The organism is Streptomyces sp. NPDC000075 (assembly GCF_040301925.1).
GTDB classification, from domain to species: Bacteria; Actinomycetota; Actinomycetes; order Streptomycetales; family Streptomycetaceae; genus Streptomyces; species Streptomyces polychromogenes.
The window spans coordinates 18175-29502 of the sequence record NZ_JBEPFL010000023.1; the positions used below are offsets into that span (position 1 = coordinate 18175).

Below are 11328 nucleotides of genomic sequence, written 5' to 3' on the forward strand. Positions count from 1 at the left end.
CCGGGTGCCTTTCGTGGGCGGACGGCGAACGGTCGGTGCATTAGATCAGGCCGCGTGTGGTCATGAACAGGCCATGCGGGGCGCCGGTTCGCCCGTCACACCTCGCCCGCCGCCGTCGCCGGTACCGCCCCCGCGACGGGGTTGCCCGCCCAGGCCGTGCCGGCCGGGAGGGTCTCGCCGCGCATCACCAGGGAGGCGGGCCCCACGGAGGTGTGCGCGCCGACGGTGCTGCCGGGGAGCACGATGCTGTGCGGTCCGAGCGAGGCGCCCGCGTCGAGGCGTACGGCGTCCATCCGCATGATGCGGTCGTGGAACAGGTGGGTCTGGAGCACGCAGCCCCGGTTCACCGTGGCCCCGTCCCCCAGGGTGACCAGATCGGTCTCCGGGAGCCAGTGCGTGTCGCACCACACGCCCCGGCCGATCCGCGCCCCGAGGGTGCGCAGCCACCAGTTGAGGACCGGTGTGCCGGTGAAGGGGCCGGCGAGCCAGGGGACGGCGAGGGATTCCACGAAGGTGTCGTAGAGCTCGTTGCGCCAGACGAACGGGCTCCACAGCGGGTGTTCGGCGGCGCGGAACCGGCCGACCAGCAGCCACTTGGCGGCGGTGGTCGTCAGCCCGGCGGCCATGGCGGCGGCCAGCAGCAGGGGCACCGCGACCCCCACCGCCCACAGCGGCCCTGCGGCCCGCAGGGCGGCGTCCTCGCCGAGGAACACGCCTTCGGCCAGCAGCAGTCCGCAGACAGGCGGCACCAGCCGGCACAGTTCGACGGCGGCCCGGGCCACGACCAGCCGCCGGGGCGGGGTGAAGGTGCGGCTCGCGTCGCCGGACGCGGCGGCGCGCGGCAGTTCGAGGGCGGGGCGGCCCAGCCAGGAGGTGCCGGGTGCGGGGTCCGCCGGGGCGTCGGAGAGGACGCCGACCAGAGCGCCGTCGGGCACGTGGCGGCCGGGCCCCACGATGCCCGAGTTGCCGACGAAGGCCCGGCGTCCGACCCGTACCGCGCCCAGGTGCATCCGGCCGTCCCGCAGTTCGTAGGGGGCGGCGAGGGTGTCGTCGGCGAGGAAGGCCCCGTCGTCGACCCGGAGCAGCGAGGGCAGCGGAAGCACGGTGGAGATCTCGGTGTTCCGGCCGATCCGGGCACCCAGCAGGCGCAGCCACAACGGAGTGGCGAGGCTGGCGTACAGCGGGAACAGGCCGCTGCGGCTGGAGTCGAGGAGCCGGTGGACCAGCCATACCCGCCAGGCCACGGCGCCGTCGGCGGGGTGGCTGCCGGGGGTGATCCGCCGGCCGAGGACGCGGACCACCAGGGCGACCAGCGCGAGCCGGCAGAGGGCGCAGACGAGGACGGAGAGGGGTGCGGCGAGCGCCAGCCGGAGGGCGACCTCGCCGAGCGTGGGGCTGTCCTCGACGAGCCGGTAGGTGGCGAGCAGCACGGGCAGCGACGCGAGGACCGGCAGCAGGGGCAGCAGGAGCAGCGAGAGCGCGTACGGGGCCCGCCGGCGCAGCCGCCCGTGCGGCCGCCGGAGCGCCGCGCGGCCGCGCCGGACGGCGTCCCGGCCGGCGGGGGCGTCGGGCCGGGGCCGGGCCGGGGAGCCGTGCCAGCTCCCGCCCGGGGGGATCCGGCCGTCGAGGCAGGCCCCGGCGGCGAGTTCGGCGTCCTCGCCGACCTCGGCGCCGGGCATCAGCACCGCGCGGTGGCCGACGCGTGCGCCCGCGCCGATCCGGACGGCCCCGACCAGCAGCCGGTCCCCGTCGAGCCACCACCCCCGCAGGTCGGCCTCCGGTTCCACCGCGCAGCCGGCTCCGAACTCGGCGAGCCCGGTGACCGGCGGCATCGCGTGCAGGGCGGCGCCGGGGCCGGTGGCGCAGCCGAGCGCGCGGGCGTACCGGGCGGCCCACGGGGTGCCGAGCAGCGCGGGGACGCCGAAGGCCGCGACGGCCCGTTCGGCCGCCCACAGCCTCAGGTGGGTGCGGCCGCCGCGCGGATACGTTCCGGGGCGCAGGCCCCGGGTCAGCAGCCGTGCGGCGAGGGTGCCCAGGACGAACCGCGAGGGGGCGGTGAAGAGCAGCAGCCAGCCCGTCAGGACGAGCCACCAGGGGGTGTGGGGGGTCCAGGCGTGCGGGCTGGAGAGGCCCAGGACGTTGTCGACGCCGGCCAGGACGACCACCCCGCGCAGGCCGGTGACCGTGTACGAGGCCGTCTGCGTCAGGAGCTGGACGAGGCCGGCCCGGCGGGGGACGGGGCGGACCGGGGGCCGTGGGGCGCGGCGGGCGACGAGCGTGTCGGCGTGGGCCGCCATGTCCCGCAGGACCGGCCGCCGGTAGAGGTCGGCCACCGAGATGCCCGGGTGGCCCGGGCGCAGAGCGGAGGCGAGCCGGGCCGCGCCCAGGCTGGTGCCGCCGAGGGCGAAGAAGTCGTCGCCGGGGCCCGGCCGGATGCCGAGCTGGTCCTCCCAGAGGGCCGCCAGCCGGGCCTGCGTCGGGGTCAGCGGGGCCCGGGTGGCGGGGTCGGCGGGCAGCGGCCAGGGCAGGGCGTCGCGGTCGACCTTGCCGGAGGTGCGGGTGGGCAGCTCGGGCACCTCGGCGAGGAGGGGTACGAGTGCGGCGGGCAGCCGCCGGGCGAGCTCCTCGCGCGCGCCGTCCCGTACGTAGCCGGGGCCGGGTACCACGTATCCGACGAGGAGCCGGCCGCCCGCCGGGGTCTCGCGGACCACCGTGGCGGCCGCGCGCACGCCGGTCAGGGCGGTCAGCGCGGCGTCGATCTCGCCCGGCTCCACTCTCCGGCCGCCGAGCTTGACCTGGTCGTCGGCGCGGCCGGCGAACACCAGGCCGCGCGGGTCGGCCCGGACGAGGTCGCCGGTGCGGTAGGCCCGGTCGGTGCCCAGGGCCGGGCAGGGGCGGTAGCCCTCGCGGTCCTTGCCGGGGTCGAGGTAGCGGGCCAGTCCGGCGCCGGCGACGACCAGTTCGCCGGTCTCCCCCACCGCGAGCGGTTCCCCGGCCTCGTCGACGACGGCCAGGTCCCAGCCGTCGAGGGGCAGTCCGATCCGCACGGGTTCGCCGGGGTGGAGCCGGGCCGCGCAGGCCACGACGGTGGTCTCGGTGGGGCCGTAGGTGTTCCACATCTCGCGGCCGTCGACGGCGTAGCGGTCCACGAGTTCCGCCGGGCAGGCCTCGCCGCCCACGATGAGCAGCCGGACCCGGTCCAGGGAGCCGGCCGGCCACAGTGCGGCGAGGGTGGGCACGGTGGAGACGACGGTGATGCCCCGCTCGACCAGCCAGGGCCCGAGTTCGTGGCCGGCCCGGACGAGCGAGCGGGGCGCGGGTACCAGGCAGGCGCCGTGCCGCCAGGCCAGCCACATCTCCTCGCAGGAGGCGTCGAAGGCCACCGAGAGCCCCGCCAGGACGCGGTCCCCGGGGCCGAGCGGACGGTCCCTCAGGAACAGCGCGGCCTCGGCGTCGACGAAGGCGGCGGCGCTGCGGTGGCGGACCGCCACGCCCTTGGGCAGGCCGGTGGATCCGGAGGTGAAGATGATCCAGGCGTCGTCACCCGGTTCCACGGGGCGCGGCGCGGCTCCCACGGCGGCGCCCAGCGGCGGCACCGCTCCCGGTCCGATCTCGCCGCCGGCTCCGAGGACCAGGCAGACTCCGGCCTCGCGGAAGACCGTGGCGGCCCGCTCGTCGGGGTCGTCCGCGTCCACCGGTACGTACGCGGCGCCGCAGCGCAGCGCCGCGAGGACCGCCACGTACAGCTGCGCCGTGCCGGAGGGGACGCGTACGCCGATCCGGTCGCCGGGGCCGGCGCCGGCCCGGCGGAGGCGGGCCGCGAGGGCGTCGGTCTCGGCGGCGAGGGCGCGGTAGTCGAGGACGCGGTCGCCGGTGTCCAGGGCGGGGGACCCGGGGTACGCGGCGGCGGTGGCGTCGAAGACGTCGAGGAGGGTGCGCGGCGGGTGGGCCGGGGCGCCGCGGAGTACGGCGCGGTCCGGCCGGCCGCGGCGCGGGTCCGGGAGCGGGGGCAGGGGATGGCCGGAAGGGCGGGATGACATCGGCAGGGCCTCGGTTTCACGTGCTGCGGGGGTGTGCGGTTCGCCGGCCCCGGGGGAAAGGTTGCCGCACGCCTGCACAGATACCGCCGGGGGGTCGCCGGTTCACTCGTCGTGCGGCGCCGGCCGGGGCGGTCGAACAGTCCCCGGCGCCGCCCAAGGCCTCGTCAAGTCGCCCGTCGCGCAAGGGCCGCGCGGGGACGGCCACCGCGTGTCGGGGCGCCCCGGGCCGTCCCGCCTTGATCAGGATTTGGCCGGCTGCTGGCGCTGTGTTCGGTTCCGCCGTCCCCCGTGCGGCGGCCCGGCTCCTGTTCCCCCTGCCTGTCGGCATCGCGGCGGGCCCGGACGGGGCGCTGTGGTTCACCGGGATCGGGGCCGGCCGCATCGGGCGGATCTTCCCGGACGGGGCCGGCACCGAGTTGCCCCTCGCCGACCCCGGCTGCCGCCCGTACGCCGTCGTCGCCGGGCCCGTCGGCGATTGCTGGTACACCGGATGGGCGACGGATCACTCCGGGCGGGCGGGTGACCGGCCATCCGCTGCCGGTCACCGGCGCCCCCCGGCGGCCCCCGCGCCGGAACCCCACGGCCTCGCCTTCGGCCGCGACGGCGCCCTGTACCTCGCCCTGGAGGGGGGCGCCATCGTCCGCTGTATGCCCTGACCCCGCCGGGTCAGGGGGCGCGCCAGACGTTGGCGAAGGCCGCGTTCTCGATCGAGCGCCTCTGGCGTACGGCCTCCAGTTCCATCACCGCGTCGTGGACGACGGCCAGGACGGTGGTGACGGCCTCGTCCCCGGGGTCCGCCTCCGTTTCGGCCCCGGGCCGTGCCTCGTCGAGGCCCACGGCCGATGCGAGCACGGCGAGTACGGGTTCGTCCGCCTCGCGGCGGTCGAGGGCGCGGCGGCGGGCGGGCGTGTCGGCCGGCTCCACCCGGGCCGTCCCGAACGGCGAGCGGCCGCCGCGCGTGCGGACGATGAGCCCTTCCTCCTCCAGGGACGCCAGGTAGGTGCCGGCGAGGTCGCGGCCCCGACGCCACAGCCAGTCGTCGACCCGCTCGTAGGGCGCGCGGCGGGTGAGGGCCGACGCCGCCTCGGCCAGGAGTGGGTCGTCGGGGGCCGGACCCCCGCCCGGCACGATGCGGTCACCGTCCAGGGTGACGGTTCGCGCCGCGATCAGGTCGATCAGCTCCGCCCCCGCGAGGGCGAGCGACAGATCGCCCTGCCCCACGGGCCGTTCCACCTCCGGGTCCATCGCGATGACGAACAGGTCCTTCGCGGTGCTCATGCACGGCTCCCCTCGCAGACGACCACCGATGGTAGGCGCAGCCGGGGCCTCATGGGCCGTATGTCACCCGGTCTTTCAGGTGTCGCGCCGGGTCCGGGAGCGGTAGTTGGCGATCTTCGCGAGGTTGCCGCAGCGGTCCATGGAGCACCAGCGGCGTCGGCGCGCCTGGGAGTCGTCGAGGAACAGCAGCGAACACTCCGGGTTCTCGCACTCCTTGACCCGCCCCAGCAGCGGACCGCCGATCAGCGACACCGCGTCACGCGCCACCGTCGACAGGGCGGCCCTGACGTCGTGGCGCGCCGATCCGCCCGCCGTGTGGAGCACGGGGCGTCCGGGCGGGTCGAAGGCGAGCCTCGGGGCGAGGTCGGGGCGCGCGGCCGCCGCGTTGACCCGTTCGAGATCGTCCGCCTCCGGGGCGCGGCCGTCCATCGCCGCCATGAGGACCCGGTGCAGCGATTCGCGCAGCTCCCGGGCGGCGGTCAGCTGCGGGCCGGTGACGGCGGCCTGCTGCGGTCCGGCCCCGCGCAGACCGGCTTCGCCGATCCAGCGGGCCAGCGCGGCGGGATCGGTCAGCCGCTCGAAGGGCTCCGTGTGCCGTTTGCCGAGGGTCGCCGTGAAGTCCAGGCAGGGACGGCCCCCGATGAACGGGAACGCGAGCCGGGCGGGGGCGGGTGAAGGTGCCATGCGGCCGACTCTAACCCCCTGACACCTGTTCGTACGGTGTCGCATGCGGATCGGGCGGCCGGCCGCCCGGCCCGGCCACGGCATCCCGCTTGGCGTGGAGGGTGCCGGTGGAACCGCCGGCCGGCTGCCGCGGGGCGGGCAGTCCGCAAGCCGCGCCAGTGGCCGGCAGCCTCGCGCCGCCGCGCCTCCGTGCCGCGAGGATTCGGATCCCGGTACCGCCGGCGTCGAGGCGCTGCGCGCGGACCCGTCCCCGCTGGCCGGCCTGGGCGTGCGCGAGGTCTTCGACCACCTCGCGGAGGTCATCGAGGGGCTCGGGACCAAGCCGGTCATCTGACCGCTACGTGGTCCCGGTGTCCGGCCGCAAGCTGTTCCAGGGAGGCTTCGCGAACTTCACCCCGCACGCGGCGACGACGTACGACTTCACGGACGACGACCGCGCCCTACAGCGTCGGGTAGTCGGTGTAGCCGCGGGCGTCGCCGCCGTAGAACGTGGCCGTGTCCGGGGTGTTGTACGGGCCCTCGGCGCGCAGCCGGGCCGGCAGGTCGGGGTTGGCGAGGAAGAGGCTGCCGAAGGCGAGGACGTCGGCGACGCCCTCGTCGACGAGGGCGAGCGCGCGGTGGTCGGTCGGACCCTCGGTGGCGGGGTTGAGGACGAGCCGGCCGGAGAACCGTTCGCGCAGGGCCAGGGTGATCTCGCGGGTCCCGGCGGGCTCCATGATGTGCAGGTACGCGAGGCCGAGCGGGTCGATCTCCTTGATCAGCGCCTCGTACGCCGGGCGCGGGTCGGGCTCGTCGATGTCGTTGAAGCGGTTCCCGGGCGAGATGCGCAGGGCGGTGCGGTCGGCACCGATCTCGGCGGCCACGGCCTTGACGACCTCGGCGGCGAAGCGGACGCGGTTCTCGACGCTGCCGCCCCACTCGTCGGTGCGGTGGTTGCTGCCGGGGGCCAGGAACTGGTGGATCAGGTAGCCGTTGGCACCGTGGATCTCCACGCCGTCGAAGCCGGCTTCGACGGCGTTGCGGGCGGCGGTCGCGTAGTCGGCGACGGTCTGGCGGATCTCGGCGGCGGTCAGCTCGCGCGGGGTGACGAAGTCCTGGGGGCCTTCGGCGGTGAAGACCTGGCCCTGGGCGGCGACGGGCGAGGCGCCCACCGGGACCAGACCCTCGGGGAGCAGGGACGGGTGGCCGATCCGGCCGGTGTGCATGAGCTGCGCGAAGATCCGGCCGCCGGCGGCGTGCACCGCGTCGGTGACCCGGCGCCAGCCGGCGATCTGCTCGGCGCTGTGCAGACCCGGGGTGAACGGGTACCCCTGGCCCACGACCGAGGGCTGGATCCCCTCGGTGATCACGAGGCCGGCCGAGGCGCGCTGGGCGTAGTACTCGGCCGTCAGCTCCGTCGGCACCCCGCCCGCGGCGGCGCGGCTGCGCGTCATCGGGGCCATGGCGATGCGGTTGGCGAGCGCGGCGGCGCCCACGTTGATCGGGTCGAAAGCACTGGTCATGACTGCCTTCACAGTTTTATTTGGTCGGCCAATGATTGGCCTCGCCGCCCACCGTACACCCATTCATTGGTCGGCCAAGGTAAAGTTTCCGCAGGGGGTGCCGGAGGCCGGAACGCGGGCGGCCGGACCACGGGACGAAGGAGCCGGACCATGACCACGCACGTCACCCGGGAGCAGGGCGACCCGGTGCCGCAGGGCTGTCCGGGGCCGCCGAGCGCGGTGCTGGACGGCCCGGTCAGCCACGCCGTGAGCCGGGTGGCCCGGCTGCACCGCATCGCCGCCGGGCGGCTGCTGCGGGACCTGGGGCTGCACCCGGGGCAGGAGTTCGTGATGATGCACCTGTGGGACAACGGGCCCGTGCGCCAGTCGGAGCTGATCAAGAGCGTGGGCCTGGATCCGTCCACCGTGACGAAGATGCTCCAGCGCCTCGAACAGGCGGGGCACGTCCGCCGGAGCCCCGACCCGGCCGACCGCAGGGCGTCCCTGGTCGAGGCCACGGAGACCAGCTGCGGACTGTTCCAGCAGGTCCGGGAGGCGTGGGCCGAGCTGGAACGCCAGACCCTGGCCGGACTTGACGAGACCGAGGGCGCGGAGCTGCTGCGGCTGCTGGGGAAGGTGGAGGGCGCGCTCTGCGCCCGGGCGGCCGCCGATCCGCAGTGCCGGGACGGGGCCGGGGACCGCTGAAGGCGGACCGCTGAGGGGAGACCGCTGAGGGCGGTACGCGCGAGGGCGCCGCGCGAGTGGATCCCGTACGGGTCCACGCGCGCGGCGCCCTCGGTGCGCCGGCGGCCGCCGGCGGCGGGTGTCAGCCGAGCTTCACGGCATCCGGGTTCTCCTTCAGCCAGGCGCGGACCGCCTCCTGCTCCTTCCCCTTGCCGGTCTGCTGGATCTTCGCCTCCAGCCCCGTGAGCTGCTCCTCGGTGAGCCTGAACTCACGCAGCCAGCGCGCCACCTCGGGCTCGTCCCGCGCGAACCCCTTGCGGGCGAGCGTGTGGATGCCGTCACCCTTGCCCCAGGCGCCCTTGGGGTCTTCGAGCTTGGTCAGCCCGTAGGAGGAGTAGGCCCAGTGCGGGGACCACAGCACGACGGCGACGGGCTCGTGCTTGGCGTAGGCCCGCTTCAGCTCGGCGAGCATGCCGGGCGTGGACCCGTCGACGACCTGGTACTCGCCGTCGAGGCCGTACTCCCCCAGGACCTTGTCCTTCAGGATCGACATCTCCCCCGCGCTCGGCTCGATGCCGATGATCCTGCCCTTGAACAGGCCGGACTTCCCCTTGAGGTCGGCGAGGGAGCGCACGTCCTTCACGTACGAGGGGACGGACACCTCCAGCGAGGTCGGGCCGTACCAGGAGCCGAGGTCCTCCAGCTTGTTCCCGTACTTCTCCCAGTACTGGGCGTGGGTGACGGGCAGCCAGGAGTCGGTCTGGAAGTCGATGCCGCCGCCGGCGAGGCCGGTGTAGAGGGCGCCGGCCTCCAGCTGGCGGGCGTCGACCTTGAAGCCGCCCCGCTCCAGGAGCTCCTTCCAGAGGAAGGTGGAGGCGATGCCCTCGTCCCACGGGATGTACCCGAGGGAGACGGTGCGGCCCTTGCCGGTGTTCGCGGCGCCGGCCGGGCCGTCGCGGTCTTCGCCGGATCCGCCGAAGGCGTTCAGGGCGCCGGCGGCCAGGGCCAGGACGACGACGCCGGTGATGGCGTGGACGGGCTGGGGGCGGTGGCCCCAGAGCCGGCCCGCCGCGCCGGCGGCGGACCGGGCCCCGGCGAGGGCGCGCCGGCCGATCGGGGAGACCTGGCGGCCCAGGGCGCCGGTCATCCGGTCGAGGTACATGGCCAGGATCACGATGGAGACGCCGGCTTCGAAACCAAGGCCGATGTCGACGTTGCCGATGGCCCGGTAGACGGCGCCGCCGAGCCCGCCGCCGCCCACCATGCCCGCGATGACGACCATGGACAGGCCGAGCATGATGACCTGGTTGACGCCGGCCATGATCGTGGGCAGGGCGAGGGGCAGCTGGAGGCGGAGCAGGATGTCACGCGGGGCGGTGCCGAACGCCTCGGCGGCCTCGACGAGTTCGCCGTCGACCTGGCGGATGCCGAGCTCGGTCATCCGCACGCCGGGCGGCAGCGAGAAGATGATGGTGGCGATGATGCCGGGGACGACGCCCACGCCGAAGAAGACGACGCCGGGGATCAGGTAGACCATGGCCGGCATGGTCTGCATGAAGTCCAGCACCGGGCGCAGCACCGCGCTGGTGCGGTCGGAGCGCGCGGCGAGGAGGCCGAGCGGGACGGCGATCACCAGGGTGATGAGCGTGGCGACCAGGACCAGGGAGAGCGTGGACATGGCTTCGGGCCACAGGCCGAGGGAGTCGACGAGCGCGAGGCCGGCGAAGGCGAGCAGGCCGGCGAGCAGGCCGCGCAGCCACCAGGCGGTGACGGCGAGGATGCCCGCGAGCAGGAGCGGGGCGGGGGCCGACAGCGCCGTGTCGATGCCCTTGTCGAGACCGGTGACGAGGGAGCCGACGGCGTCGAACAGCCAGGAGAGGCGGTGCTGGAGGAAGCCGACGCCACCGTCGACCCAGGCACCGAGGTGCAGGCGGGGCATCAGGCGGCCACCTCCGCGCAGCGCACCGGGGGTCGCCGCTCGTCGCCGATGAAGCGGACGAGGCGGCCCTGCGGTACGGAGCCGACGACGGAGCCGTCCGCTCCGGTGACGGCGACCGGGTGGGGGACGCGGGCGCTGACGGCGCACACGTCGGCGAGCGGGGTGTCGGCTCTCACCGTGGGGCAGCCGCACGCGTCGGCGCCGGCGGGCGCCGGGGCCATGACGGCGTCGGCGGTCAGCACGCGGGAGCGGTCGACGTCCTGGATGAAGGAGGCGACGTAGTCGTCGGCGGGACGGGTGAGGATGTCCTCGGCGGTGCCCTGCTGGACGACGCGGCCGTCGCGCATGACGGCGATGCCGTCCCCCAGGCGCATGGCCTCGTTGAGGTCGTGGGTGATGAAGACGATCGTCTTCTTCAGAGTGCGCTGGAGTTCGAGGAGCTGGTCCTGCATGTCGCGGCGGATCAGCGGGTCGAGGGCGCTGAAGGACTCGTCCATCAGCAGCAGGTCGGCGTCCGTGGCCAGGGCCCGGGCCAGGCCCACGCGCTGCTGCATGCCGCCGGAGAGCTCGTCGGGCCAGGACTTCTCCCAGCCGCCGAGCCCGCACAGCTCCAGGGCCTCCGCGGCCCTGCGCTCGCGCTCGGCCCGGGGGACGCCCTGGACCTCCAGTCCGTAGCCGGCGTTCTCCAGGACGTTGCGGTGCGGGAACAGCGCGAAGTGCTGGAAGACCATGCTGATCTTGGTGGAGCGGACGCGGCGCAGCGCGCGCGGGTCGAGGGCGGTGAGGTCCTCGCCGTCGAAGAGGACGCGCCCGGAGGTGGGTTCGAGGAGCCCGTTGAGCATGCGCAGGAGGGTGGACTTGCCGGATCCCGACAGGCCCATGACGACGAAGATCTGGCCGGGTTCCACTCTGAACGAGACGTCGATCACGGCGGCCGTCGCGCCGTCGGCGCGCAAGGCCGCGCGGTCGGCGCCTTCCTCCAGCGCGCGGACCGCGGCCGCCGCGTCGTCGGGGTTCCTTCCGAACACCTTGTACACGTGCTCGGTCTGGAGCGTGGACACATACACCTCACGGGTCGTACCGGGGACGGCGCGCCGCCCCCGGTCCACGGGGGACCGGGGGCGGCGGCCGTGGAGCGGGACGGGGTCGGCCCGCGTGCGCCCCGCGCCGGCCCGAGGGTCCGGAGTGCAGGGTTCCGCTCCAGCGGCCCCCCTGCCCGGCA

Annotated in this window: 9 protein-coding genes; 3 read left to right on the forward strand and 6 right to left on the reverse strand. The window is 75.4% G+C overall.

Going from position 1 to position 11328, the window contains the following annotated elements; genetic code table 11:
• Positions 1-95: 95 nt before the first annotated feature.
• Positions 96-4040 (reverse strand): Pls/PosA family non-ribosomal peptide synthetase, encoded by a 3945-nt coding sequence (locus tag ABT403_RS24975; protein WP_344158493.1) that lies wholly within the window; start codon positions 4038-4040, stop codon positions 96-98.
• Positions 4041-4306: 266 nt separating this feature from the next.
• Here ABT403_RS24975 and ABT403_RS24980 point away from each other — a divergent pair, with 266 nt between their 5' ends.
• On the forward strand, positions 4307-4696 hold the full coding sequence (locus ABT403_RS24980; RefSeq protein WP_344158491.1) for a virginiamycin B lyase family protein: 390 nt from the start codon (positions 4307-4309) through the stop codon (positions 4694-4696).
• 10 nt (positions 4697-4706) lie between these two features.
• Here ABT403_RS24980 and ABT403_RS24985 read toward each other — a convergent pair whose 3' ends face one another.
• Together ABT403_RS24985 and ABT403_RS24990 are read right to left on the reverse strand one after the other, a co-directional pair.
• On the reverse strand, positions 4707-5318 hold the full coding sequence (locus ABT403_RS24985; RefSeq protein WP_344158489.1) for a GOLPH3/VPS74 family protein: 612 nt from the start codon (positions 5316-5318) through the stop codon (positions 4707-4709).
• 75 nt (positions 5319-5393) lie between these two features.
• The gene (locus ABT403_RS24990; RefSeq protein WP_344158487.1) at positions 5394-6002 is read right to left on the reverse strand and encodes a CGNR zinc finger domain-containing protein; all 609 of its coding nucleotides are present in this window, start codon (positions 6000-6002) and stop codon (positions 5394-5396) included.
• Between the two features lie 43 nt (positions 6003-6045).
• Between ABT403_RS24990 and ABT403_RS24995 the strand changes: the two genes are divergently transcribed.
• On the forward strand, positions 6046-6336 hold the full coding sequence (locus ABT403_RS24995; RefSeq protein ID WP_344158485.1) for a hypothetical protein: 291 nt from the start codon (positions 6046-6048) through the stop codon (positions 6334-6336).
• Between the two features lie 106 nt (positions 6337-6442).
• Here ABT403_RS24995 and ABT403_RS25000 read toward each other — a convergent pair whose 3' ends face one another.
• Positions 6443-7504 (reverse strand): alkene reductase, encoded by a 1062-nt coding sequence (locus tag ABT403_RS25000; RefSeq protein WP_344158483.1) that lies wholly within the window; start codon positions 7502-7504, stop codon positions 6443-6445.
• Between the two features lie 150 nt (positions 7505-7654).
• Here ABT403_RS25000 and ABT403_RS25005 point away from each other — a divergent pair, with 150 nt between their 5' ends.
• Positions 7655-8188 (forward strand): MarR family winged helix-turn-helix transcriptional regulator, encoded by a 534-nt coding sequence (locus ABT403_RS25005; protein ID WP_344158481.1) that lies wholly within the window; start codon positions 7655-7657, stop codon positions 8186-8188.
• Between the two features lie 121 nt (positions 8189-8309).
• On the opposite strand, the gene ABT403_RS25010 is transcribed toward ABT403_RS25005, so the two are convergent.
• Together ABT403_RS25010 and ABT403_RS25015 are read right to left on the reverse strand one after the other, a co-directional pair.
• Positions 8310-10106 carry an ABC transporter permease/substrate binding protein gene (locus ABT403_RS25010; RefSeq protein WP_344158479.1) on the reverse strand — a complete coding sequence of 599 codons (1797 nt, stop codon included), beginning with the start codon at positions 10104-10106 and terminating at the stop codon, positions 8310-8312.
• Positions 10106-11167 (reverse strand): quaternary amine ABC transporter ATP-binding protein, encoded by a 1062-nt coding sequence (locus ABT403_RS25015; protein ID WP_344158477.1) that lies wholly within the window; start codon positions 11165-11167, stop codon positions 10106-10108. The genes ABT403_RS25010 and ABT403_RS25015 overlap by 1 nt, the downstream gene beginning before the upstream one ends.
• Positions 11168-11328: the final 161 nt, after the last annotated feature.